Source organism: Moraxella sp. RCAD0137 (assembly GCF_002894025.1).
Lineage (GTDB): Bacteria > Pseudomonadota > Gammaproteobacteria > Pseudomonadales > Moraxellaceae > Moraxella > Moraxella porci.
The window spans coordinates 20,492-44,724 of record NZ_LTCC01000003.1 but is presented as its reverse complement, the minus strand read 5'-3'; the positions used below and the strand labels follow the sequence as shown (position 1 = coordinate 44,724).

Here is a 24,233-nt window from a genome sequence, read left to right as displayed (position 1 = left end):
ACTATGGCATCATGACGATCTGGCACACTGCCAAATCCTTGATGATCAGCTGTAAGCTTTGGCTGCCCTGCCACTCATTGATATCCAGTGTATATAGGATATGTACTCGGCTGGCTCGATAATCCCACACAGACGGCTCGTAGTTGAACCATATCGCATCAATCGGATATTGCACGCCTGCCATCTTTAAGGTCAGCTTTAGATGCTTATCCTTGAGCACTCGATGATTGAGCACTTCAAATTCCCCATCAAAGCTCGGCGGTGCAAAGCCATTGCCCCAGACACTGATTTGCGATAGCGTCTGTGCAAACTGCAGACTAAACTCACGCGCATCCAATTCGCCATCGGTAAATTGCTCTTCGTGAAATACCGACGCATCAAAGCGATCAATCTCATCGGCAAATGCCTTGGCAAAGGCGTCAAAATTGGCTTTTTTGATGGTTAAGCCTGCTGCCATCGCATGACCACCAAAATGCTCAATCAGTGTCGGATGACGCATGGTGACCGCTTCGATGGCATCACGGATATGGATACCAGCGATTGAGCGCGCTGAGCCTTTGATATAGTCATCTTCGCCGATTTCGTTATTATCCGCAGGCGCAAAAATAATGCTTGGGCGGTACAGCTTTTCTTTGAGCCTGCCTGCGACGATACCGATGACACCTTGATGCCAGTTGTCTTGGTATAGCACGATGGCTTTTGGCGTGCCGTCAGAACTATCCGCCATCTGTGGCAGATTATCAATGATGGCGACGGCTTCATCTTTCATCGTCATCTCGACACTACGCCGTGAATGGTTGAGTCTGTTCAGCTCAATCGCTAGGTGGTTTGCTTCGCTCCAGTCATCGGTCAATAGGCACTCGACACCGATACGCATATTATCCATACGCCCTGCGGCATTGATGCGGGGTGCGATGGCAAAGCCAAAATCATCACTGGTAATCTTGGCAAAATCACGCCCTGCTTGCTCTAGGATTGCCAAAATCCCCACACAAGCACGCCCCTGTCTGATTTGGGCAAGCCCATGACTGACCAAGATGCGATTATTGCGATCAAGTACGCCAAGATCTGCCACCGTGCCAAGTGCCACAAGATCCAGATACTGCGCCACATTCGCCGATGGCTTAGCAAGCGCCTTACGGTGCTTGGCAAGTCGCCCCATGACATAAAATGCCACGCCCACACCCACAAGCCATTTACTGCCAAACTCACAGCCCATCTGATTGGGATTGACCACCGCATCAGCAGGTGGTGATGATTTGGTAGTCAGATGATGATCAGTAATCACCACCTGTACGCCAAGCTCTGTCGCCTTGGCAACGCCATCATGACTTGAGATGCCGTTATCCACCGTGATGATCAGCTTAGGCTCATATAGCGACACCCCATACTCAACAATCTGTGGCGTCAGACCATAACCGAACTTAAAGCGATCAGGGACCAAAAACTCGACATCCGCCCCCATCTGCCGTAGCACTCGCATCATCAGTGCCGTGCTCGTTGCACCATCACAGTCAAAATCCCCAACAATCAGAATCTTATCACCCTGATCAATGGCAGTATCAATCAGCTCAATCGCTCTATCAATCCCCATCAAGCCATCTGCAGGCAATAGATGCGCCACACCGACATCGAGCTCATCGACACTGTGGATATGGCGAGCCTGTAGCACACGAGCAAGCGACGGGAACCCGAGTGCATCAATCAGCGTCTGTGAAGTCGGCTCGGCTAGGCGTGGTGTCAAGGTCAAACGAGTCATGGTTCATCCAGTAGATAGCGATTGGCAAATGCTTGTATCGATTACTTAAGCTTTGGTCAGTGATTTTGGTAAGCTAAAGGTGACATTCTCTTCGATGCCAGACAGCTCAACTGGCTTATCTGCACCCCATGACTGCAAGGTATCTAGCACTTCTTGGATCAGTACTTCAGGTGCTGATGCCCCTGCCGTGACACCCACATGGCTGACACCATCAAACCATGCTTTATCCATTTGTCCTGCATTATCAATCAGATAGGCGCGCTTGCCCATACGCTCAGCCAGCTCTCTTAGGCGATTTGAGTTACTAGAATTGGGGCTGCCCACCACAAGTACGACATCACACTCTTTGGAGAGTAGCTTAACCGCATCTTGGCGGTTTTGGGTGGCATAGCAGATGTCATCTTTGCGTGGTGCGTTGATGCTTGGGTATTTGTCTTTGAGCGCATCGATGACCACTGCCGTATCGTCCATCGACAGCGTCGTCTGGGTGACGAATGCCAAATTTTCTTTATCCAAGTCAAGCTTTGCCACATCATCAGCATCTTCGACCAGATGAATACGACCACCAAAGCTTGTATCAAATCGCCCCATCGTGCCTTCGACTTCAGGATGTCCTGCGTGCCCGATCAAAATCGCATCCATGCCTTCTTTGGCAAATTTCCCCACTTCGATATGCACCTTGGTCACTAGCGGGCAAGTTGCATCAAACACTGTTAAATCACGGCGCGCCGCTTCATCTTCGACTGCCTTGGATACGCCATGCGCCGAAAAAATCACAATCGCCCCATCAGGCACTTCATCCAGCTCTTCGACAAACACCGCCCCACGACTTGCCAAATCTTCGACTACAAACTTATTATGCACCACTTCATGACGCACATAAATCGGCGGATGAAAACGGCGTAAGGCCTCATTGACAATGGCGATGGCACGATCGACACCTGCACAAAAACCACGGGGATTGGCTAATAAAATTTTCATAATTTTCTCAATAGTTTATCGAAATCACTGTGTGCTATTTTAGCAAATTTCAGCCAATTTGTGCTAAAATATCCTGATTTAAACGCATACTGCGATTTTATCAAAAAGGAAATACTCATGTCTGGCAAATTATTCATCATCACCGCCGCTTCAGGCACAGGCAAAACCAGCCTAGTCAAAGAACTGCTTGCCACCACCGACAATCTCACCGTCAGCATCTCGCACACCACTCGCGCACCCCGCCCTGGTGAGAGCGATGGCGTCCATTATCATTTCACCACGGTGGATGCATTCAAACAGATGATTGATGAATCAGCATTCTTAGAGTACGCCCAAGTATTTGACAACTTCTATGGTACGACACGCCAAGCGGTCGAACACCTACTGCATGATGGCGTGGATGTCATCCTAGAAATCGACTGGCAAGGCGCGCTACAAGTCAAAGAAAAATTCAGTGATGCGGTGATGATTTTTATTCTGCCACCAAGCCGTGATGCCTTGCGTTCACGCTTATCGGGTCGTGGTCAAGACAGTGATGAAGTCATCGAAAAACGCCTGGCAGGCTCGATCACTGAAATGCGCCAATATGATAAATTCGATTATGTCGTCATCAATGATGATTTTGCCGATGCCTTGAGCGATTTACAAACCATCATCAAAAGCCATCGCCTAAGCCTAGCGGTACAAGCCACGCGCAATCAAGCTTTGATCGCGGATTTGTTGGCAGATTGATGGTTTTGGTCAATTGGGTAAAATCGGTAAAATTTTAGCAAATCACGCAAAAATCACTTAAAAAAGCACAAAAAGCTTGCTATAATAAGCGATTATCTGATTTTTCCCTTTTTAATTGAGAGTAAGCTATGGCACGAGTAACCATTGAAGATTGTCTTGTAAATGTTGATAATCGTTTTGAGCTGATTTTGGTGGCAAGCAAGCGTGCCCGCCAACTTGCTAATGGCAAAGTCGATCCGACTGTTCCTGTGGACAATGACAAGCCGACCGTTCTTGCCCTGCGTGAGATCGCCGCTGGTAATGTCAATCGTGGCATCCTAGATGAGCCAGATGAAGATTTGTTCGCCAAATCGATGCAGTCATATGAGATCACCCCAGAGCAGCTGGGCAATACGCTATAATCGCATCGATCTATTAGCGCATCGATCATAAGCCATGTCATGCATGGCTTTTTTTGTGTCTGTATGCGGCATCGGCGCGGCATCAGGGTCGATGCATCAGATGACTTGAGCATCATCCATCGCCAAATCCACACAATTTCCACAAAATCCGCTTTAGGATATTGACAACACCCCCAATCGATGATTTATTATACAGATGCACAAAAATTTGCAAAATCGGGGGGCGGCTTGTCATCAGCTGACCAAACATCCACTAGCCAAAAGAGCCACTATGTTAGACAGCTATCATCCACACGACATTCCAACACATCTAAGCCACCCGCTCGTGGATGAAGCCCGTGATAGTCTAATGCGCGCCGTCGCTTACCTTAAGCCTGCTGAGCGTGCTGATGTGTTGCGCGCCTGTCATTTTGGCGATGTGGCTCATATCAAAGATAAACGCAAATCTGGCGAGCCGTATATCACGCATCCGATTGCGGTGGCGGAGATTTTGGCGGGATTTCGCCTAGATCGTGATACCATCATCGCTGCGATTTTGCATGACACGGTCGAAGATACCGAAGTCACCGAAGAACTTGTCACCACCGAATTTGGCGAAACGGTGGCGCGTTTGGTTGATGGCGTCACCAAGCTTAAGTCCTCTGGCATGAGTAAGCAACAAAGCCAAGCAGCAACTTTTCATAAGATATTGACCGCCACACTCATCGATCCGCGAGTGCTGATCGTCAAGCTATCCGACCGCCTGCACAATATGTCCACGCTCGATGCGGTCAGTGAGGACAAACAAAAACGCACCGCCCGTGAGACCTTGGATTTTTATATCCCATTTGCTCGCCTAATGGGGCTAAATAACATCGCCGACTACATTGAGCTTTTGTGCTATCGCAACCTAAACCCTGCGATGTACAATAAATTCACCGATAAACTGCTACAACACGGTCTTGGGCGTAATTTTCAAAAAACCGAAATCAGCACCTATCTACAAAACTTGCTTGGCTATCTCAACCTTGATGGCAATGTCCAAGTACTCGATAACCGCGCCTCGATGTATCGCCAATTTTTTAGAAATCGCGGACAGATCAACCAACTGATCCGCCAATATGATTTTGAGGTCATCTTAAAAGACATCGAAGCTTGTGACAAGCTGGCCAATTATCTCATCGAAAAATACCAAATCAGCAGCCGCCAAATCCACGATAACATCCGCAAACCCTTGGCAGGTGGCAATCAATCACTGACTTTATTCTATGATCGTGATTATAACCACATCAAAGTCACACTGATGACGCGTCGCATGCAAGAGTCGGCACGCCTTGGCATCATCAGCAGTGATCGCACCAGTATTAGCCAATCGGTGATCCAAGCAAGCCTACGCAATATGCAAGATCTGGCCAATGCCAGCGAAACCGAAGGCGATGGCGAAAATGCCCACATCGCCATCATCGAAGAGTTGATCAGCTATCTGCACGAACGCAAAATCGTCTGCTACAGCCCACAAGGCCGCGCCTATGAGCTGCCTCGTGGCTCGACAGCACTGGATTTTGCTTATGCAGTCGGCCCTGCCATCGGCAATATCGCAACTGGTGCCGATATCAATAATGAGCATGGCAAGTTAGGTCTGGTGCTTGCTGATGGCGATACGGTGAGTATCGACACTGATAAAGACGCTACGCCCCGCGCTGAGTGGCTCGGCTTTGTGGCGACCAACAAAGCTCGCAGTGAGATTCTAAAATTTTTAAAGCATTTGCCCGAAGATCAAAAAATCCAGTACGGCAAACAAGCCCTCGATCGCGCCTTGAACACTTATGGCAAATCGATCAATGACTTGAATGACGATGACTGGGCTGACATCATCAAGTGGCGCGGCATTCAGACAGCCGATGAGCTATTTATGCAATTATCGACAGGTGTACTACTGCCACAGCTTGTCGTCTCACGGCTATTTAGCGAAGAAGTCGATACAGCTGATGGCAATGAGATCACTCGCTCCAAGCATTTGCTTGCCGGTATTAAAGGCGTGGAAGTCGATTTTGCACGCTGCTGCAACCCCATCTATGGCGATCACATCGTCGGCCATCTGTCGCGCCAAGGACTTGTGGTGCATCGTCACAAATGCTACTCATTGCAAGCAGTGCGTGCCGATACACCCTATCAGATCATCCAGCTCAACTGGAAGCCTGACAGCGCCTTACAAAATCAGCCCGATGCCCTGCGCTTTCCTGCCATGCTGCGCATCTATGCGATGTTAAACGAAGAGCAGATCAGCCAAGTCATTTATGAGATGCGCGCGCTGAATATTGGTGTCGAGCAGACGCATGTCAAAGCCGACAACAAATTCGACTCAAAATCAGACAAAAACAAGGTCGGCACCACCACCTTACATGTGGTCGTCCGCTCGCGTTCGCACCTTGCTGAAGGCATCGAAAAGCTGCGCACTTTACTGGGCTACCCGAACATCATGCGCCTATACCAATAAGCCGATAATCGCCGCTGTAAGATGAAAAATACTTGAAATTGGTCGCCTATTTGTTTTATTATAACTCATATTATCCGCATGGGAGCTTTTGATTATGTGCTGTAAAATTGATCTAAATAGCCAAAAAGACGCTGCGCATTTTCTGGGCAAAGTCGAACCGAACATTCTGCCAAAAACTGCCGACAATGTCGCCCCTGCCAATACCATTTATACTGGTGAGGCGATGAGCTTGTTTGATAAGCTGTGCGCCTATTTTCGCACCAAGCAGGCGTGATCGCGCGCTGATGAGGTTTTGGTATTTTACTAATAAATTAACTGATCTAAAAGAGTTATAAAATGAGCAAACAAGTCATTCATACCGATAATGCCCCTGCCGCAGTCGGCACTTATTCACAGGCCATCAAAGTCGGTAATACTGTCTATATCTCAGGTCAGCTGGGTCTAGATCCTGCGACGATGCAGCTTAAAGAAGGCTTTGATGCTCAAGCTCGCCAAGCATTTGACAATCTAGAGGCCATCGCCAAAGCTGCAGGTGGTAGCCTAAATGACACGGTCAAATTCAATGTCTCATTGACAGATTTGGCGGATTTTGCGCTACTAAACACGGTCTTTGAAGAGCGTCTAAGCGCCCCTTATCCTGCCCGCGCCGCTGTACAGGTCGCTGCCCTGCCAAAAGGTGGTGTGGTTGAGATTGAGGCGATTTTGCAGTTGGCATAACTTGGCATAACAAAGCCGCCAGATCGATGATAAGCTCTTAATTAAGCCCTTAATGCGTTATGCTCTAAGGGCTTATCCGCTTTTTGGATCGCCAAAAATTTGTTATAATAACCAATTTAGTGTAATTTTCAAACTGACTTTCACACACCTTGATTTTACTAGGATAACACATGACAGCCACACCACAGTCCGCCATCATTCCAGATCATTGCCGCGCTGGTATTTTTATGGAAGCTGATTTTTGTACTAATGACACCCAAGCCATCGCCGCTGCTTGCCGTGATGCGCTCACTGCCTTGGATCAATTACAGACCAAATTCCCTGGAGAATCTTTGGGTCTGACCATCGGCTTTGGGGCAGATGCATGGGCGAGATTTGCCAAAGAGGGTGAGGGCAGTCAAATCAAGCCATTTCGTCCGCTTGGTGGCGGACTTGCCCCTGCCACACAGCATGATCTGCTGTTTCATATTCAGTCAATGCGCCATGACATTAATTTTAGCCTAGCCAAAGAATTGGTGGCCATTTTTGATGACATCGCTACGATCAAGACTGAGACGCATGGCTTTCGCTGGGTGGATAATCGCGGGCTTGAGGGCTTCGTCGATGGCACCGAAAATCCCCAAGGCGACAATGTGCCAGCAGTCGCCGCCATCGCTGATGGCATGGATGCTGGTGGCAGCTATGTGATGCTACAAAAATACCGCCATGATCTCAAAAAGTGGGACGCGCTTGATATTCGTGATCAAGAAAACTGCGTCGGTCGCTCCAAAGATGACAATATCGAGTTTGATAAAGCCAAACGCTTGGCTGATTCGCATCTGGGTCGCACGAACCTAAAAGAAGATGGCAAAACACTGGAAGTCGTCCGTCGCAGCCTGCCTTTTGGCACTGTCACTGGCGAGCATGGCCTGATGTACATTGCTTATGCAGCGCGCCTATGGAATATCGAGGCACAGCTGTTATCGATGTTTGGCGAAACTGATGGTAAAATCGACCTACTGCTCAAGCATGTCAGCACCGCCGTATCAGGGGCGTATTATTATGCGCCATCGGTTGAGCGCTTGTCGGCGCTCTAAGCTCATCTGCCTGCCATCTGTTACCCATCATAGGGAAATACCATGCCCCACTTGCACCATGACAGCTTAGCCCAAGTCGCTTTGGCGGTGCCTGTGGGGGATTTTTTTGATTATCTGTGCCCAAGGCATCTGCCCCTGCCACAGGTGGGCGTGCGGGTGGTTGTGCCTTTTGGTCGTCGTCTGCTCATCGGCATCGTGGTCGGGCTGATTGGCCGCACTGATAGCCAAGTGCCGATAGCCAAGCTAAAGCCGATTGAGCAGATGATTGATGATACGCCCATCATTGATGATGCGCTGGTACGACTCGCCAAGTGGCTATCGCACTACTATCATCATCCACTGGGTGATGTGTATAGCGTGATGCTACCGACACTCATCAACCAAGGCAAAGCCATCACGCAGCCGATCCGCCATTATCGAGCCGTCCTATCTGATGGTGCATCAACCGCTACGGCTGATGACATCATCGCTCGCCTGCCAAAGACCGCCAAGAAACAGCGAGCAATATTACAGACGCTCATAGAGCATCCTGATGGCATCAGTCAGACAACTCTGATGAGTCTTGGGGCAACTCGGCAGGTACTGACGACACTACAGGATAAGGGGCTGATTGAGCCGTTTGACACTCTACCACAGCCACCGATACCCAGTCCTGCGACACTCAAGCACCCTGCGCTCACGCTCAATGACGAGCAGACACAGGCACTCGATGCCATCACCGATGCCTGTGATGGCGGTCAATATCAGGCATTCCTACTCGATGGCGTGACAGGCTCGGGCAAAACCGAAGTCTATCTGCAAGCGATGGCGCATACGCTGGCCCAAGGCAAGCAGGTGCTGATACTCGTGCCTGAGATTGGGCTGACACCACAGACTCGTGCACGCTTTGGCGATCGCTTCGATGCCAATATCTGCGTACTGCACTCCAATCTCACCGATGGCGAGCGACTCATCGGTTGGCATGACTGCCAAACTGGCGCAGCTCAGATTATCATCGGTACGCGCTCAAGCGTGCTGTATCCCTTTGATCAACTCGGTCTGATCATCATCGATGAAGCGCATGACACATCGTATAAACAACAAGACCATCTACGCTATCACGCCTGTGATGTGGCGATGGTACGAGCGATGTTTGCCAAGATTGTGGTGATGCTTGGGACAGCGACACCAAGCCTTGAGCAGATGAAGCTTGTCCAAGATGGTAAATTGCACCGTCTGATGCTCACTCGCCGTGCAGGGGATGCCAAAGCGGTGAGATACCAGCTTGTCGATATGCGACTGGGCACACAGCACACCATGCACACCGATGGCAAAAGCGGTGACAGCACGCTCTCCCCTGTGACGGTGCGTGAGATACGAGCACGACTGGATAAAGGTGAGCAAGTGTTGGTCTTTCTCAATCGTCGTGGCTATGCACCGATACTCATCTGCTCTGCCTGTGGTCATCAAGCAGACTGCCCCAACTGCGATGCGCATTTGACCGTGCACAAAAATAACTTACAGCCGATGTATAGCACCCTACGCTGTCATCACTGTGGCTATATCACACCGATGCCAAGTCACTGCCCTGACTGCCATAGCGCCAATCTCGACAGCGTCGGCACAGGTACGACTCGACTGGTCGAGCATCTGCACGCCCTATTTGCCAATCCGCAGGTGAGCCAAACAGTGTATCCCATCCTGCAGATTGACCGTGACACCATGCGTAAAAAGGACGCATGGAATACCATCACCAGACAAATCAACACAGGCGCACCTGCGATACTCGTCGGCACTCAAATGATTGCCAAAGGGCATCATTTCCCCAATGTCACACTGGTGGTGATTGCCAATGCTGATTTGGGTTTTTTATCGCCTGATTTTCGCTCGCCTGAGCATACCGCACAGCGGATCATTCAGGTGGCAGGTCGTGCAGGTCGTGCCGAAAAATCCGGACTGGTGCTGATACAGACGCTACAGCCAGACAGCCCGCTACTCAGCTCGCTCATGTGTGATGGTTATCATGCCTTTGCTCATCAGCTACTCACCGAACGCCAAATGCTTGGCTTGCCACCATTTAGCCATGCCGTACTGATTCGTGCCGAGAGCAGTCATTATGCGCGTGCCAAAGATGCCATCGTACAGGCAAGACAGCTTATCCCTGCCAATCACCCCTTTGCCATCAATGTCGCCGATGCACCGATGACCAAGAAAAACAACCGCTATCAGGTGCAGATGCTCATTCTTGCCAAGCACAGACCAAGCTTGCACAGTTTTTTGGATACTTGGTGGGGAGAAGTGCAGGCACTGCCTAGCACCAAGGCGGTACGGATGAGTATTGATGTCGATCCGATGGGCTGGTGAGTGTATTTTTTGGTTTAAGCATTGAGCAAACCGCCCAAGAATTTGGAGGGTCAATTAATAAATAATCAAACGCCAAGCACCCACACCATCACCGCAATCAGTGCCAAATGCACAGGATAAAAGCCATAAAAGAAATATCGGCCACCAAACCATAAGGGTATCGCTCGCCCCTGTACGCCGTGATGTAAAGCAATCAGCGGCACCGCCAACAACCACCCAAAATGCATCACGCCCAGCCCCACCGTGGCATTGATGCCATAAATCAGTATATAGGCAATGGGCAGGCTAAGCACATATACCATCAGCATCTGTGCTTTGTGCAGTCGCAAGCGATCGAATATTATCGCCCACAGTACCATCGCCATACCGTATTCGCTCAGATCCGCCACCAAGCATAAGCCGATCACAGCCATCATCTTGGTCGCCATCGGCCACGCTTGTCGCCACACCATCAACACCGCCAAACTGACAGTCAGCGTAAATAGCACATTGCCCCACATGACATCACCGATGGTATCCACCATACCAATTTGGTACTGAAACCACATAAACACAGGCTGTGACATCACAGCAAAGCCAAATAGCCGCCCAAGATAACGCCCTGCATTTCGAGTGCTTGCGATACCCATTGCCAAAAAATACGCCATCATCGGTGCGACCAGACGCCCGATGGCGTGCATCAGCTCACCAGTGATGCTGTAGGTGTCCACCCACGCCCATGCCACATGGTCAATCACCATCGCCACAAGCGTGATGAGTTTTAGGTGATAAGTCGTCAATGTATTTGCTTTGATCATCGGCTAGTCCAAACAATGCTTTGGTGATTGTTTCTTGGATAAAGACGACTGGCATCGCCACAGCACAGTGCCGTCACTGCTTTTGTCGTGATAAATCGTCAGCGTCCGCCCATTCAGATAGCGAATCGGATAATACACCCCTGTAATCCTTGCCACCACCGCACAGTCAGTGTGTATGCCAGCTGGCGCCTTAGTGATGTGAATCTCGGCTCGATGCGTGCTACTTGTGACTTGACGGTCGGTGGGACATTGTCCTGTGCTTGCCATCACCACATCGACCTGCTTGGCGATGGCACTGGCTTCGGTATAGACTTCATGCAGGACTTGTTGCTCTTGGTGCTTGGCATACATCGGCACAAACACCGTCGCAATCACCGACAACAAAATCCCAAAAATCACAAACGCCACCGACAAGCCCACCAAGCTCACTCCGCCTTCGTGCTGTAGATGTGCCCGCTGTGCTTCGTCATCATCAGGGTACAGCTCTAGCGCATCAGCGATCTCACGCCGAGCCATGCGATAATAATACGCATCCGCCCATCTTGCCACCATGCCCGCCCAAAATAGCCATACCAGGAGCCCAATACCCACACGAGCCATCACCTGCCAAGCATCAGGCAGATGCCCAATCAGTACAAACTCACTCACCGCCAAGATGATGGCAATATTCACCTTGATAAATGACCAACCCGCGACACAATACACCACACAGTCCAAGTAGCGTTTGCGATACAAAAGCCACCCAAAAGTCATAAAAAACGCCGCCCAATGCCAACGCGCGTGTAGCTTGCCTGTCCGATCAAATTCATCAAATCGCTTCAAATAATACGCCTGCGAACGATGACCGATAAACCACTGATCAAGCTTGCGACGCTTGGCAGCACTGATGGTCGCCTGATAAAATGGCGGTGGCGTGGTATCTTCTAAAAACGGTAAACGAAACATAACTTGGCTTAACTTAATTTGGCTTGGCTTGGCAAATTTGGCAAAAAAATAAAAATCAGAACAGACGAACGCAAAACAGCAACAGCCGATTGCATCGCAGACAAGTTTGTCCGCTTGTTCAAAATCACAAAACACATTATAATGACGGCTATTTTTTAAGCTAACATTTTACGCCCTTTTATGACAAATTCAACCGCCCAAGCAGACAGCCCTGTCATCGATACCGACGAAATCAGCACACGACTTGCCAAGCTTGCACAGACACCTGAGCAGTTTCGCAAAATCAATACCTTTATGAAACGCCGTACCCACATGAGCCAGCAGGTCGAACAAGTGCTGGTGGATGGCAGTCTTGGGCATATTTATGTCAATAGCACAGGCGAGCTTGGTAAACTTGGCGATGTCAGCCAGATCACCGATTTGCGTGCGTTATTCGCCAATACGCCAAATGGCAGTGATGCACCGCTTACCCTTGAGATCGGCTTTGGGATGGGTGATAGTCTGCTTGAGATGGCAAAAAACGCCCCACAGACCAACTTCATCGGCATCGAAGTGCATGAGCCAGGCATCGGCCGCTTAGCACTACTAGCAGATGAGATGGGCTTAACTAACCTTAAAGTCATCAACGGTGATGCCATCGCCCTACTGGATAATCTGCCTGATAATCATCTAGATACCGTGCAATTATATTTCCCTGATCCATGGCAAAAAAAGCGTCATTATAAACGCCGCTTCGTCACCCATGACCGCATGGATAAAGTCGTGCGCGTGCTGAACACAGGTGGCAAATTCCATGCAGCGACCGATTGGGAGCATTATGCTTTTTGGATGCTAGAAGTGCTTGACACCATGCCAACCTTGACCAATCCACATGGCGTGGGGAATTTTGCACCACGTCCTGACTATCGCCCATTGACCAAATTTGAACAGCGTGGCATCACTCATGGTCATGGCGTATGGGATTTGATTTATATCAAGGCATAATGTGCCTAGGATCGCCGATTCACCCCAGTAAAAAAAGCCAAGTATCACAGCTTGGCTTTTTGATGAGCTGCTAGATCATCTGGCCATCTCGCCAATCCAGCAGCGACTGCACATCCTGTTCGATGCCTGATTTTAAAGCTGCCAGACTGTCATAATGACGCTCGCCATGTAAAAAATGCCGAAAAATCACCTGCAAGGTCACGCCATACAGATCCCCTGAAAATTCAGGTAAATGTACCTCAAGCCGCCAATCTGTGCCATTGACACTCGGGCGCAGGCCGATACTTGCCGCCCCAAATAAACTGCCAGCACTCAGACCTGCCACGCCGCCTGTACCCAACGCTTGCCAGTCGATCTTTTGGCCATCTCGATATGCGATGACATCAGCAGCCAGTACACCGTGCAAGGCAGGTTTTTGGCGCGATAAAGCGACATTGGCTGTGGGAAAATCAAGCGTGCGGCCGATTTTATCGCCATGCAGCACCTCACCTGTGATGGCGTAGTCTCGGCCAAGCAGCACTTTTGCACGATCCAGATCACCGTCTGCCAAAGCCTTGCGCACCAGTGATGAGCTGATGCGCACGCCTGCAGCGACAACACTGTGCAGATTATCCACTGACAAGCCCGACTGCAACAAAAACGCCTGATCCCCTGTTCGATCATGGCCAAAGCGAAAATCATCGCCCAGCACCAGATGACGGACGGTTAAATTGTTTAATAATTGAACAAAATCCTGCGCTGATAATGAACGAAACGCCTCATCAAAGCTTGCCACCAATAGATAATCAATGCCAAGCTTGGCGATCTGCGCGGCTTTTTCTGGCAGGCTAGTTAGCCTCGGTGGTGGGTTTTGTGGGCTAAAAAACTCTCTAGGCTGCGGCTCGAACACCATCACCGCCGAAGCCAAAGACATGCTGCTAGCATCATCGATCAGTGCCGATAGCAGCGCCTGATGCCCCAAATGCACGCCATCGTAGTTGCCGATCGTCAGTGCCAGCGGTGGCAGTGTGGGCAGCGCATGAATGTCTAATGATATGATTTGCATGGCCAGACTTATTGTTTCTTTGCCATCGCATCGACGACAGGCACGCTAAGCTTGGCTGCCGCGATCTCTTGCGCTGTTTTGGCATCGGGTGCCAGACCCTTAAGCAGCGCCAGATCCTTGACATGCTTACGCGATCTGGTCGCCAAGCTGACAGGCACCATCCGCGCAAACTCAAATAGCTGCAGCCACATTTCCTCGCCGCCCTCCAAGCTTTCTTCATCATCTAGGCGGATCGCGGCGATCTCCATCAGCGTGCGCATCAGCTCATTTTCTTCAGAAGTTAAGCCAATCTGCGTCACACCCACGCCTGTGATGTAGCCGCCCGCCCAATCTTTGAGCGCAAGGACGCGTTCATACAGCTCATGCTCATCATCAGGCACCAGCGGCTCATAGCCATAAGCATCGTCTTTGTCTTTGAGCGCGAAACTGACATCCTCAGCATATTCAGTTAACAGTTCAAGCGCCACCTCATTCGGCAGCTCAAAGCTCAGCTCTTCAAGAATCTGCGCCCAGCCATCGACATCGGTGGCGTGACACGCCGTCATGATGCCTGACATGATCCCATGCAGTTCACTGATGGAGACATCCGTCCAATCGCTGAACGCTGCTGTCCAATCATCCCAACCCGATAAATGATCCGTCGCCATATTTTGCCTTTTTAACCGTTTAAAAACCAGCTATTATACCACACATCCATTCTAAGATGCCAAGCCAAGATGCCAAGCGCGATCGATGACTTGCCATCAAATGTTGTTGGCTTAGGACAAGTTTGCCAAATTTATAAATTTTTTACAAAAATTTTGACAACAGACCCAAAAGCCATGTTAAGATAAGATTAGCTAAATTTTATTTGACTTCAGGATATTTTATGTTAGCGCAATTACAAGCCCTAGAGCAGACCATCATCGCCATGAAAAAACAGTACGCGGTGACGGCCACCGAACTTGCCAACCTCAAGCAGCGCGTCGCCAATGACGACAGCCCAAAACAAATCAATGCCCTACAAACCAAGCTGAATCAAGCGCTATTAGACATTGAGACTTACCACGATCGCATCGACAGCATGCAGCAGACCCAAGTCGCGCTAGAGCAGCAAGTTGAGGATCTGTACCAACAAAACCAAACACTCATTTCCCAAAATCAAGACCTAAAAGACAAAAATGCCTTGGCCATTTCACGCGCTGAAGTGATCCGCGACTGGCTGTCAAAGATCGATCGTCCAAATTGATGCCATCGTCTTTTGCGCCTAACTCAGCGCATCGCGTTTTATTCATTCAGATTATCAAGGAAATCCCATGAGCCAAGAAACCACCCAAGATCAAACCGTGCAAGCATCTGCGATCATCGCCAAAGAAGAATTTCGTCCCATCGATATCAGCATCGCAGGTACGCCACATCGCATCGTCTGCCCTGTCGATGAAATCAAAAACCTAGAGCAAGGCGCTGAATTCATCAACCAAAAAATCCGTGATCTGCGCCGTGACATCAAGCACAAGACACCAAGCAATGAAGAATTTTTGGTGTTGGTTTGCTTAGATTTGTACGACCAAGTGCAGGCACTGAGCAGACATAATGAAGCCCTTGAGTCAGAAAAGAAACAGATCGCTGCCATGATCGATAAGATCAATAACCAAGCGCGCTCTATGCTGTGATGGCTTGCTGCTTAAGCTAAGCTTGATCAGATCCGCTTTGGACATGAAAGCAGGTTGATGGCCTGCTTTTTTGATGGATGAAAGTTAGCCAAATATTACGATCGCTTTTGCTCATCATCGACTGGCAAGGCCTCTTCAGGATGCGCCGATGCGTAGCTTGTCAGATGCTCATCATTACAAAAAAATCTCTCATTGCTTTGATTTTCGTGGAACAACAAACCGCGATAGGTGGCAAGCTCGTGACCACAGTGATGGCAGCGGCGCATGGTGATATCATCCTCAGGCTTTGGATAAAAGGCTTTGGGCGGCTTTGGGTACATGAATTTAAAAAACAACCACATCACCACAGCGATGATTAAGATATTTAAAATAAAAGCAAACATAACAAACCCTTAGACTGAACAAATTCTTACAAACTCAGCATTACTATACCACAAAATCAAGCACTTTATGCTATACTAATATCGGGTTTGTCTGATTTATCAAACCGTGCTTTTGGCAGCTTTTGCCAAACAATTTTTTATGCTGCGCGACGACAAGATGTCACTGCCAAATGATTATAAAACACCGAGCATGATGCAGCGGTGTTCTACTTAAAAGGATACAACAATGCCAAAAACCAAAACTGACGCCACAGGCGCCGAAACCAGTTTTCACACCGTCAATGGCACCGCAAATAAGATCACTTTTGCGATGATTCAAACCAATTTTTGGGTGGGTGATATTGCAGGCAATGTCAAAAAAATGCATGCACTTGCCATCGATGCCAAAAATCGCGGTGCTGATATTGTGATTTTTCCAGAACTTGCTTTGGTCGGTTATCCGCCTGAAGATCTGCTGCTGCGCCCCACCTTGGGCGAGCGCGTACGCACTGCGATGGCGAAGCTTGCTGAGATTGAGGGCATCGTCATCATCTTGGGTTATCCACACATCGACCATCACGGCACTTTTAACTCAGCAGCCATCCTCCAAGGCGGCAGCCAAAAAGGCTTTTATCATAAGCAGGTTTTGCCAAATTATGGCATCTTTGATGAGCGTCGCTATTTCCAAAAAGGTCGCAATCAGGTTTTGTTCGATTATAAAGGTGCAACCATCGGCCTTTTGATTTGTGAAGACATTTGGCACGACGCGCCCATCAAAGCACTCAAAGATGAAGGTGCTGATCTGGTGGTGGTCATCAATGCCTCACCGTTTGAGATCGGCAAGCAAGCCGCGCGCAAGGCACTTTTGGCCAAACAATCCGCCACGCATGCACTGCCGATCATCTATGTTAATACCGTCGGCGCCCAAGATGACATCGTCTTTGATGGCGGCTCATTAGTGATGCAAGCCGATGGCAGCGTGGCACACGAAGGCTCGCGCTTTTTAAATCAGCTGATGATCGCGCAGTTTGACATCCAAAGCAAATCCTTTGACACCCAAACCAAAGCACCTTTGGTATTGTCCGAAGAATCAGAAATGTATCAAGCGCTGGTGGTGGGGCTTAGAGACTATGTCAATCGCTCAGGCTTTAAGGGTGTGATCGTCGGCTTGTCTGGCGGCATCGACAGTGCGCTGACGCTGTGCATTGCCGTCGATGCTCTGGGCTCAGATCGCGTCTATGCAGTGATGATGCCTTATGAATACACCTCTCAGATTAGCCTTGAGGATGCCGAGGCTCAAGCAGCCCGCCTGAATGTGTCTTATACCGTTTGCCCGATTTTCGATGCGGTGGCAGGCCTGCGCTCGGCATTGGCGCCATTGTTCGCCAACAGCGAACCTGACACCACCGAAGAGAACCTACAAGCCCGTGCGCGCGGCACCATCTTGATGGCGCTGTCCAATAAATTTGGCCACATGGTCATCTCAACCGGCAACAAATCTGAAAATGCTGTCGGTTATGCCACCTTGTACGGCGATATGGTGGGCGGCTTTGATGTGCTAAAAGATGTCTATAAAACCGATGTCTATCGCCTAGCCAATTACCGCAACCGCCTAGAGGACAATCCTGTCATCCCTGAGCGTGTCATCACGCGCGCGCCATCGGCTGAGCTGCGCCCTGACCAAAAGGATCAAGACAGCCTAGGCGACTACGAGACTTTGGATAACATCCTGCGCATGTACATCGATGAGGATCTGGGCTATAAGGCGATCTGCGCGGCAGGTTTTGACCCTGAGACGGTCGAGAAAGTACTGGGCATGGTCGATCGCGCCGAGTATAAGCGTCGTCAGGGCGCCATCGGCACCAAGATCACCAAAAAATCCTTTGGCCGCGAACGCCGCTATCCTCTAGTGAATGGCTGGTCGATCAAAGGCTGATCGGCAAGTTCTAAAGCCCGCTCAATGCCATATTGGGCGGGCTTTATAGACTGATGATAATTTACTTAAGACATCGGATCTTAATGACTTAGAGTCTATCTTGGCAGCTTATTTAGCCGACATTTACAATATGGCAATACAGCAAAAACTCCCCATCTGAGTTCCAATCAAGCGTTGTGGTATCCCAATCATCCTGTTTTTTATTCAGCGTTCTGGTTAATTTTTTGATTTGATCATTTGACAAGTGTCCAAAATTAAATTCAGAATACCAAGTAAAACCATCCCTATCAGCAAAAGCATAACTTTTGATGGGGATGTTCAGATAGGTTGCATTTTTTAGTGGAATGATGATTTTTTGGTCGCTGCTTAATTCATAGCCTGTTGATTCCCAATTCTCTGGTAACAGCTGCGTGTAAGCAGGCAGCATATCGAGTCGATATGGCAAAGGCGCCTGTGGATAACGCCCTTTTGCTGCACTTTTTCTGAGTCCTGAAACAGTCCGATCAACAGACACACTGGCGATAATGGCTTTTTCGGCTTGTGTTGAGCCTTCAAAACAAAAACCCTTACCATACCAGCCATCAATGATTGGCGACCAATCAGCTGCATTGGCAGTTTGCACCGCCATCAATAAAGACGCGCTTAATAATAATCGCTTCATAAATACTCGAGTCAATTGTTAAAATTCAAAAGATCTATTTTTCATAATATTACACAGATTCGAATCATTCTGCAACTCATCCTACCCCATCAGCCCATCGACTCTCGACTGCATCAGCATCCGCCCAAAGCCCATCACAAATAGCACAAAACTCATCATCCACAGTAGCTGCGAGTAGCCAAGTGCTTGTAGATAATCATCCATCAGCATCGGCAAACACACACGCGTCAGCACACATAGGATCATCAGCCCAAACATCAGTGTCGTCAGCCTTGGCGGTGCATGGATGTTGCGTCCCGTATGCCCAAGACTTACCCGAGCCATCATCGCCACCGTCGTCATCCCGATGGCAGTCAGTGCCAGTGCATGCACGCCCAGGCTTAGGCTATATGTCGTCCACGGCAGCCACGCCAAGAGCAGCAGTGACACCACCAAGCCCCAAAATGATAAATACAGCGACCATAAGAGCGGCTTTTGCCAAATGCCTCGATGATGCCAGCCAATCAGCCGCCACGCATTGACCCCTGCGCACACGAGCGCACTCACCGCCAAAAGCAGAGGCTGCGACAGCATCACACCGATCGCCACACCGACAAAACTGATGAGACTCAGCCGATCTCGCCACACGGCATTGGGCAGTGACAGCTGCTCGCCTGTTGGCTTGCCATCACGATCGACCATCACGCCTTTTTCGATAAAAAACGGCAACACACGCCGCCCAATCGTCAACACCACCCCGACAATCACAAATAAAGCGATATACAGCGACATACTCATCCACGCCTGATAATGGCTTATCATACCAACGCCAAAGCCAAGCTGACACACCAAAAGCAGCATAAGCTTAGCGATGATGCCTGCTTGGCGCTTTTGGCGAGCCAGCCACACCGCACGCGTCACCACAAAAGTCGTCACTGCCCAAAACAGCACATCAAAAAGCCAAGCCGCCACCAGCCCCGTATCAGCGCCCATGACACCAGCTCCAAACCACAGCACTCGAGCGATCAGCCAAGGCATAAAAATACCCAACAATCGCCAGCCCACAGGCATTGGCACGCCTGTCCACGCCTTGACCGCAGTCAATAAAAATCCAGCGATCACCGCGCAGCCATAGCCAAACAGCATCTCATGCCCATGCCAAAAAATGGGGTTTAGTGCTGCCAAAAACTGCACTCGTCCAGTGAGCAACAGATGCCACACCCCCATCGTGATGACGGCAAAGAGCGCCGCCCCCAAGAAAAATAGCCGAAAACCCAGATTCAGCACTGGATGTGGGGATTTTTGGGGTTTAGCGATATTGATTAGCATTAGCAATCTCACTGGCTCAAAAGATGACTTGACTCAGCTTGCTATTATAAACATATATTTAGAATATATCTATTAAAATTTATATGCCATCCAATCATCTTGATGCAGTCGTTATGTGTACTCTCGCGCCCCAAAAATCGCCGTTCCCACACGCACCATGGTTGAGCCATTTGCCACAGCCTCCGCCATATCCCCACTCATGCCCATGCTAAGACTGTCCCACTGCGGTAGCTTGAACCGTTCAGCCATCTCATCAAACAACGCTTTGGTACGCACAAAGGCATCACCACCTGCCTTATCAGGAATCACCATCAGCCCACGCAAGCACAGATTTTCATAGCCTAACATCGAGCTGATCAGTGATGGCAGCTCATCAGGCAGACAGCCAGATTTACTGTCTTCATCATCGATATTCACCTGAATCAGCACATTCAAAGGCGAAAGCCCTGCTCGCTGCTCGTTAAGGCGCTTGGCGATGACCTCGCGCTCGATGGTATGCACCCAATCAAAATATTTGGCGATGTCTCGGGTTTTGTTGCGCTGAATGCTGCCGATATAATGCCAAGTGATCGGCAGATCTTTGAGCTCATCGATCTTATCCAATGCTTCTTGCAGGTAATTTTCGCCAAAATCCTGCTGACCTGCCTCGTACAGCGCTCGGATCATCGTCGCAGGTTTGGTTTTTGAGACCGCCAGAAGGCCAGCAGGCGATTGGCGATTGGCTGCTTGATTGGCGGCATCTAATGCTTGTAGGACTTGTTGATAATTGTTTAGCAGCTTAGATTTATCCCAATGCATACACACCTCGAAATTTTGCTTGGCTTGTTTGATTAAATAAAACCATGTGTCAACTCGTCATCATCTATGATGTCGCACATCCATCAACATTGTAGCATAATTTGTGATGGCACTTGTGAAATCAGACGGGTTTTGCTTTAATAGCCTAACAAATTTAACAAGATCAATCATAAGGAACATTGCCTGTGAATACCCCAACTTTAGGCGATCTATTGGCTTTTGCTCATGCCAAAGGCGCCTCCGATCTGCATCTCTCAGCCCAAAAGCCTGTGATGCTGCGTATCGATGGCGAGCTGTCAGTACTGGATATGCCAGTGATGACAGATGCTCAGATCCGCGCGATGCTCTCATCGGTCATGTCAAAGGTGGATTTTGAGCAGTGGCAGAATAAACTTGAGCATGATTTTGTCATCAGTACGAAGAGCAGTGGTCGCTTTCGGGTAAATGCGTTTTTTCAAGCACAAGGGGCGGCTGCGGTGTTTCGCCTCATCGCCGATCAGGTGCCAAGGTTAACCACACTCATCGATGATGAGTTTGTGCGCCAAAGCCTGATCGAGATCACCAAACTCAGATCTGGCTTGGTGCTGGTGACAGGCGCGACAGGATCGGGCAAATCAACGACGCTTGCCAGCCTCATCGATCACATCAATCAAAGCCAAAAATCACACATTTTAACCATCGAAGATCCCATCGAGTTTGAGCATCACTGTCAGCTGTCACTCATCAATCAGCGTCAAGTCGGCAGCTCGACGATGGGTTTTGGCCAAGCGCTACGCTCAGCACTGCGTGAAGATCCTGATGTGATTTTGGTCGGTGAGCTGCGCGATCTTGAGACCATACGCCTAGCACTCACCGCTGCCGAGACAGGTCATCTGGTGTTAGCGACGCTGCACACCGTCAGCGCGGCCAAAAGCATCGATCGCATCGTCGATGTCTTTGATGGTCACGAAAAGCAGCTGATCCGTACCTTACTTGCCGATTCGCTCGCCGCCGTCATCGCCCAAAGGCTGCTGCCTGCTGTCGGTGGCGGGCGCGTTGCTGCGTTTGAGATCCTAAAAAACACGCCAGCTGTGGCCAATTTAATCCGAGAAAACAAACTCTCACAGCTGCCCTCGATCATCCAAATGGGCGCAAGCCAAGGCATGATCAGTCTAGATCAGCATCTAAGCAAGCTGATCCATCAAGCTAAGATCACAAGCCAAACGGCCAATGCGCACGCTGATCATCTGCGCTTTTAGCCACAAAAAACCCAGCAAAACGCTGGGTTTGGATGGTGGATGCATCGATCACATTACCGATCAGATCAAGGATGTCGTAACTTCATCAGTGATGAGCGAGGCTTAATCGCCCAATGACTTTTGGCAATCTGGGCTCTCACAGACACCATACAGCACCAGAGAATGACCCGACAGCTTAAAATTATGCGCTTCTGCGACCTTAAACTGCTCTTCTTCGATCAAGGCATTATGAAACTCGACGATCTTACCGCACACATCACACACCAGATGGTCATGATGCTCATCTTGGACGATCTCAAACACCGATAGGTTATTCTCAAAATTATGACGCTCAACGATGCCTGCCTGCTCAAACTGTGTCAGCACGCGATACACCGTCGCCAAGCCCACATCTTCGCCCTGATCCGCCAAGGCACGGTACACATCCTCCGCGCTCATGTGATGATTCTCAGCGCTTTCCAAAAGCTCTAAAATTTTGATGCGCGGCAGCGTCACTTTCAATCCCGCCTTACGCAAATCTTTGTTGGTAAATGCCATATCACAACCCCAAAATCAACTAAACAACCAAATTCATTAAAATCTAAAACGCGCAACGAGCGCACATTCATCAATGATGATCCATGCAGGATAATTTACCATAAAATCCGACATCTTGCACCTGATAATCACACAACCACCACACAAATCAGCCAACGATGATAATCACAATGCTTTGGTGGCGATGATGGCCGAAAAATCCCACCAAAAACCAAAAGATGCTTGCATAATCGCCGACCTTTGTTTAATATGGTGGCATCCATCAGATCATCAGCCCTTAAATTGAAACAAAAATTGGAAATACAATGAAAAAGCCAACTTTATCCCTGCTGACTTTGGGCATGGCTGCTGTGCTGACTTTAAGCGGCTGCAGCGCATTTCGTGTCTATACCATCGATCTGCCTCAAGGCACGCCACTGACCGCCGCACAGGCTGCCCAAGTGCAAGTCGGCATGAGTGCCAATCAGGTGCTGTATATTTTGGGTTCGCCTGCACTCAAAGACACACTGGCTCCGAATCGCTGGGATTATATCTATGATTATACCGCAGGTACCGATGGCAAGCGCAAAGACAAAGCAAACATCAAAAATGCCTCACAGTACCTAAGCATTTACTTTAACAATCAAGGCCAAGTGGTGCGCATCGATGGCCGCGACAGCCTGCCTGCCACACGCCATTGATCTTTTGATCTTTAGGCATAAAAGCTGCACTTTATTTAGTGCAGCTTTTTTATGGGCCAATGACTAAGTGATGACTTTCAATGGCTTGGCAATGCTGATGGCTTAGGCGGTTTTTTTGAGTTTTTGTTTGATGAATGAGAAAATCACAGGCAGCACGCTAAAGCCAATGATGCCAAAAATCACATAGGTGAAGTTGTCTTTGATGACGGGTTGATTGCCAAAAAAGTAACCGAGCAGCACAAATGAGGCGATCCACAAAAAGCCACCGATGACATTGTAGCTTAAAAAATACTTGTAATCCATACTGCCTGCGCCTGCCACGAACGGCGCAAAAGTCCGCGCAAACGGGATAAAGCGCGCAAAGATGATCGTCTTGCCACCATGCTTGGCAAAGAATTTTTGGGTATTGATCAGGTGCTGTTTGTTGATCCATTTTGACTCAATGTCAAAGACTTTTGGCCCGATGTACTTGCCGATGTGGTAGTTGAGCGTATCACCAAGCACCGCCGCCACAAACAAAAGCACGATCAAAAAAGCCGGATTGAGCGCACCTGTGAATGCCGCCAACGCCCCTGCCGCGAACAACAAGCTGTCCCCTGGCAAAAATGGCATCACCACAAACCCCGTCTCCACAAAGATAATCAAAAATAAGATGCCATAAATCCACATCCCATAATCGTGCAAAAACACTGCCAAATGCTGATCAATATTTAAAATAAAATCAATCATTTGCAAAATAATATCCATAACTGCCAACCAATATCAATCAAGCGTAGATAAACCACCAAAAATAGTGCCTATCCTA

25 protein-coding genes are annotated in these 24,233 nt (G+C 49.1%); 13 read left to right on the top strand and 12 right to left on the bottom strand.

The features are described 5' to 3' along the window. Position 1: 1 nt before the first annotated feature. Both recJ and ispH read right to left on the bottom strand, forming a co-directional pair. On the bottom strand, positions 2-1,759 hold the full coding sequence (gene recJ / locus AZ602_RS03730; RefSeq protein ID WP_103033768.1) for a single-stranded-DNA-specific exonuclease RecJ: 1,758 nt from the start codon (positions 1,757-1,759) through the stop codon (positions 2-4). A gap of 45 nt (positions 1,760-1,804) precedes the next feature. Beyond that, positions 1,805-2,740, bottom strand: a complete 936-nt coding sequence (ispH, locus tag AZ602_RS03725) for a 4-hydroxy-3-methylbut-2-enyl diphosphate reductase (protein WP_078317810.1) — start codon at positions 2,738-2,740, stop codon at positions 1,805-1,807. 117 nt (positions 2,741-2,857) lie between these two features. Here ispH and gmk point away from each other — a divergent pair, with 117 nt between their 5' ends. From gmk to AZ602_RS03690, 7 genes are all read left to right on the top strand, one after another. Next, on the top strand, positions 2,858-3,472 hold the full coding sequence (gmk, locus tag AZ602_RS03720) for a guanylate kinase (RefSeq protein WP_103033767.1): 615 nt from the start codon (positions 2,858-2,860) through the stop codon (positions 3,470-3,472). Positions 3,473-3,600: 128 nt separating this feature from the next. Further along, positions 3,601-3,873, top strand: a complete 273-nt coding sequence (gene rpoZ / locus AZ602_RS03715; protein WP_103033766.1) for a DNA-directed RNA polymerase subunit omega — start codon at positions 3,601-3,603, stop codon at positions 3,871-3,873. Positions 3,874-4,144: 271 nt separating this feature from the next. Beyond that, positions 4,145-6,349 (top strand): bifunctional (p)ppGpp synthetase/guanosine-3',5'-bis(diphosphate) 3'-pyrophosphohydrolase, encoded by a 2,205-nt coding sequence (locus AZ602_RS03710; RefSeq protein WP_103033765.1) that lies wholly within the window; start codon positions 4,145-4,147, stop codon positions 6,347-6,349. A gap of 94 nt (positions 6,350-6,443) precedes the next feature. Then, complete coding sequence (locus AZ602_RS03705) at positions 6,444-6,623, top strand: hypothetical protein (protein ID WP_078317806.1); 180 nt, start codon at positions 6,444-6,446, stop codon at positions 6,621-6,623. 62 nt (positions 6,624-6,685) lie between these two features. Beyond that, positions 6,686-7,066: a RidA family protein gene (locus tag AZ602_RS03700; RefSeq protein ID WP_103033764.1), complete on the top strand. Its 381-nt coding sequence runs from the start codon at positions 6,686-6,688 to the stop codon at positions 7,064-7,066. Between the two features lie 170 nt (positions 7,067-7,236). After that, positions 7,237-8,142 (top strand): Dyp-type peroxidase, encoded by a 906-nt coding sequence (locus AZ602_RS03695; protein ID WP_103033763.1) that lies wholly within the window; start codon positions 7,237-7,239, stop codon positions 8,140-8,142. Positions 8,143-8,184: 42 nt separating this feature from the next. Next, positions 8,185-10,485 (top strand): primosomal protein N', encoded by a 2,301-nt coding sequence (locus tag AZ602_RS03690; RefSeq protein WP_103033762.1) that lies wholly within the window; start codon positions 8,185-8,187, stop codon positions 10,483-10,485. 65 nt (positions 10,486-10,550) lie between these two features. Here the strand turns inward: AZ602_RS03690 and AZ602_RS03685 are convergent, their stop codons facing one another. Together AZ602_RS03685 and AZ602_RS03680 are read right to left on the bottom strand one after the other, a co-directional pair. Continuing rightward, a complete protein-coding gene (locus AZ602_RS03685) occupies positions 10,551-11,282 on the bottom strand; it encodes a TraX family protein (RefSeq protein WP_103033761.1) in 732 nt (243 codons plus the stop codon). Between the two features lie 3 nt (positions 11,283-11,285). Further along, a complete protein-coding gene (locus AZ602_RS03680) occupies positions 11,286-12,227 on the bottom strand; it encodes a DUF2628 domain-containing protein (protein WP_103033870.1) in 942 nt (313 codons plus the stop codon). A gap of 180 nt (positions 12,228-12,407) precedes the next feature. Between AZ602_RS03680 and trmB the strand changes: the two genes are divergently transcribed. Further along, a complete protein-coding gene (trmB, locus tag AZ602_RS03675) occupies positions 12,408-13,211 on the top strand; it encodes a tRNA (guanosine(46)-N7)-methyltransferase TrmB (RefSeq protein ID WP_103033760.1) in 804 nt (267 codons plus the stop codon). A 70-nt stretch (positions 13,212-13,281) separates the two neighbouring features. Here the strand turns inward: trmB and ribF are convergent, their stop codons facing one another. After that, positions 13,282-14,256, bottom strand: a complete 975-nt coding sequence (gene ribF, locus AZ602_RS03670) for a bifunctional riboflavin kinase/FAD synthetase (protein ID WP_103033759.1) — start codon at positions 14,254-14,256, stop codon at positions 13,282-13,284. Positions 14,257-14,264: 8 nt separating this feature from the next. After that, positions 14,265-14,903, bottom strand: a complete 639-nt coding sequence (locus tag AZ602_RS03665; protein WP_103033758.1) for a UPF0149 family protein — start codon at positions 14,901-14,903, stop codon at positions 14,265-14,267. Positions 14,904-15,124: 221 nt separating this feature from the next. Here AZ602_RS03665 and AZ602_RS03660 point away from each other — a divergent pair, with 221 nt between their 5' ends. Both AZ602_RS03660 and AZ602_RS03655 read left to right on the top strand, forming a co-directional pair. Next, positions 15,125-15,484: a hypothetical protein gene (locus AZ602_RS03660; RefSeq protein ID WP_078317798.1), complete on the top strand. Its 360-nt coding sequence runs from the start codon at positions 15,125-15,127 to the stop codon at positions 15,482-15,484. 67 nt (positions 15,485-15,551) lie between these two features. Further along, positions 15,552-15,908 (top strand): cell division protein ZapA, encoded by a 357-nt coding sequence (locus AZ602_RS03655; RefSeq protein ID WP_103033757.1) that lies wholly within the window; start codon positions 15,552-15,554, stop codon positions 15,906-15,908. Between the two features lie 95 nt (positions 15,909-16,003). Here the strand turns inward: AZ602_RS03655 and AZ602_RS03650 are convergent, their stop codons facing one another. After that, entirely contained in the window at positions 16,004-16,291 is a 288-nt protein-coding gene (locus tag AZ602_RS03650) for a hypothetical protein (RefSeq protein ID WP_103033756.1), read from the bottom strand. A 226-nt stretch (positions 16,292-16,517) separates the two neighbouring features. Here AZ602_RS03650 and AZ602_RS03645 point away from each other — a divergent pair, with 226 nt between their 5' ends. Beyond that, positions 16,518-18,206 carry an NAD+ synthase gene (locus tag AZ602_RS03645; protein WP_103033755.1) on the top strand — a complete coding sequence of 563 codons (1,689 nt, stop codon included), beginning with the start codon at positions 16,518-16,520 and terminating at the stop codon, positions 18,204-18,206. 112 nt (positions 18,207-18,318) lie between these two features. Here the strand turns inward: AZ602_RS03645 and AZ602_RS03640 are convergent, their stop codons facing one another. The 3 genes from AZ602_RS03640 to AZ602_RS03630 form a co-directional block, all read right to left on the bottom strand. Continuing rightward, positions 18,319-18,867, bottom strand: a complete 549-nt coding sequence (locus AZ602_RS03640; protein ID WP_103033754.1) for a hypothetical protein — start codon at positions 18,865-18,867, stop codon at positions 18,319-18,321. A gap of 81 nt (positions 18,868-18,948) precedes the next feature. After that, complete coding sequence (locus AZ602_RS03635; RefSeq protein ID WP_103033753.1) at positions 18,949-20,175, bottom strand: NnrS family protein; 1,227 nt, start codon at positions 20,173-20,175, stop codon at positions 18,949-18,951. A 111-nt stretch (positions 20,176-20,286) separates the two neighbouring features. After that, positions 20,287-20,973 (bottom strand): YggS family pyridoxal phosphate-dependent enzyme, encoded by a 687-nt coding sequence (locus AZ602_RS03630; RefSeq protein ID WP_103033752.1) that lies wholly within the window; start codon positions 20,971-20,973, stop codon positions 20,287-20,289. A gap of 185 nt (positions 20,974-21,158) precedes the next feature. On the opposite strand from AZ602_RS03630, the gene AZ602_RS03625 reads away from it, so the two are divergent. Continuing rightward, complete coding sequence (locus tag AZ602_RS03625; protein WP_103033751.1) at positions 21,159-22,211, top strand: type IV pilus twitching motility protein PilT; 1,053 nt, start codon at positions 21,159-21,161, stop codon at positions 22,209-22,211. A 102-nt stretch (positions 22,212-22,313) separates the two neighbouring features. Here AZ602_RS03625 and fur read toward each other — a convergent pair whose 3' ends face one another. Then, positions 22,314-22,748 (bottom strand): ferric iron uptake transcriptional regulator, encoded by a 435-nt coding sequence (gene fur, locus AZ602_RS03620; RefSeq protein ID WP_103033750.1) that lies wholly within the window; start codon positions 22,746-22,748, stop codon positions 22,314-22,316. Positions 22,749-23,053: 305 nt separating this feature from the next. Between fur and AZ602_RS03615 the strand changes: the two genes are divergently transcribed. Further along, positions 23,054-23,428, top strand: coding sequence for an outer membrane protein assembly factor BamE (locus AZ602_RS03615; protein ID WP_103033749.1), 375 nt, complete (start codon positions 23,054-23,056; stop codon positions 23,426-23,428). Positions 23,429-23,530: 102 nt separating this feature from the next. Here AZ602_RS03615 and AZ602_RS03610 read toward each other — a convergent pair whose 3' ends face one another. Further along, positions 23,531-24,163, bottom strand: coding sequence for a DedA family protein (locus AZ602_RS03610; RefSeq protein ID WP_103033869.1), 633 nt, complete (start codon positions 24,161-24,163; stop codon positions 23,531-23,533). Between the last annotated feature and the right edge of the window lie 70 nt (positions 24,164-24,233).

Coding starts and splice junctions, on each gene's coding strand:
- recJ (WP_103033768.1), bottom strand. CDS start 1,759: ATGACTCGTTTGACCTTGACACCACGCCTAGCCGAGCCGACTTCACAG.
- ispH (WP_078317810.1), bottom strand. CDS start 2,740: ATGAAAATTTTATTAGCCAATCCCCGTGGTTTTTGTGCAGGTGTCGAT.
- gmk (WP_103033767.1), top strand. CDS start 2,858: ATGTCTGGCAAATTATTCATCATCACCGCCGCTTCAGGCACAGGCAAA.
- rpoZ (WP_103033766.1), top strand. CDS start 3,601: ATGGCACGAGTAACCATTGAAGATTGTCTTGTAAATGTTGATAATCGT.
- AZ602_RS03710 (WP_103033765.1), top strand. CDS start 4,145: ATGTTAGACAGCTATCATCCACACGACATTCCAACACATCTAAGCCAC.
- AZ602_RS03705 (WP_078317806.1), top strand. CDS start 6,444: ATGTGCTGTAAAATTGATCTAAATAGCCAAAAAGACGCTGCGCATTTT.
- AZ602_RS03700 (WP_103033764.1), top strand. CDS start 6,686: ATGAGCAAACAAGTCATTCATACCGATAATGCCCCTGCCGCAGTCGGC.
- AZ602_RS03695 (WP_103033763.1), top strand. CDS start 7,237: ATGACAGCCACACCACAGTCCGCCATCATTCCAGATCATTGCCGCGCT.
- AZ602_RS03690 (WP_103033762.1), top strand. CDS start 8,185: ATGCCCCACTTGCACCATGACAGCTTAGCCCAAGTCGCTTTGGCGGTG.
- AZ602_RS03685 (WP_103033761.1), bottom strand. CDS start 11,282: ATGATCAAAGCAAATACATTGACGACTTATCACCTAAAACTCATCACG.
- AZ602_RS03680 (WP_103033870.1), bottom strand. CDS start 12,227: ATGTTTCGTTTACCGTTTTTAGAAGATACCACGCCACCGCCATTTTAT.
- trmB (WP_103033760.1), top strand. CDS start 12,408: ATGACAAATTCAACCGCCCAAGCAGACAGCCCTGTCATCGATACCGAC.
- ribF (WP_103033759.1), bottom strand. CDS start 14,256: ATGCAAATCATATCATTAGACATTCATGCGCTGCCCACACTGCCACCG.
- AZ602_RS03665 (WP_103033758.1), bottom strand. CDS start 14,903: ATGGCGACGGATCATTTATCGGGTTGGGATGATTGGACAGCAGCGTTC.
- AZ602_RS03660 (WP_078317798.1), top strand. CDS start 15,125: ATGTTAGCGCAATTACAAGCCCTAGAGCAGACCATCATCGCCATGAAA.
- AZ602_RS03655 (WP_103033757.1), top strand. CDS start 15,552: ATGAGCCAAGAAACCACCCAAGATCAAACCGTGCAAGCATCTGCGATC.
- AZ602_RS03650 (WP_103033756.1), bottom strand. CDS start 16,291: ATGTTTGCTTTTATTTTAAATATCTTAATCATCGCTGTGGTGATGTGG.
- AZ602_RS03645 (WP_103033755.1), top strand. CDS start 16,518: ATGCCAAAAACCAAAACTGACGCCACAGGCGCCGAAACCAGTTTTCAC.
- AZ602_RS03640 (WP_103033754.1), bottom strand. CDS start 18,867: ATGAAGCGATTATTATTAAGCGCGTCTTTATTGATGGCGGTGCAAACT.
- AZ602_RS03635 (WP_103033753.1), bottom strand. CDS start 20,175: ATGCTAATCAATATCGCTAAACCCCAAAAATCCCCACATCCAGTGCTG.
- AZ602_RS03630 (WP_103033752.1), bottom strand. CDS start 20,973: ATGCATTGGGATAAATCTAAGCTGCTAAACAATTATCAACAAGTCCTA.
- fur (WP_103033750.1), bottom strand. CDS start 22,748: ATGGCATTTACCAACAAAGATTTGCGTAAGGCGGGATTGAAAGTGACG.
- AZ602_RS03615 (WP_103033749.1), top strand. CDS start 23,054: ATGAAAAAGCCAACTTTATCCCTGCTGACTTTGGGCATGGCTGCTGTG.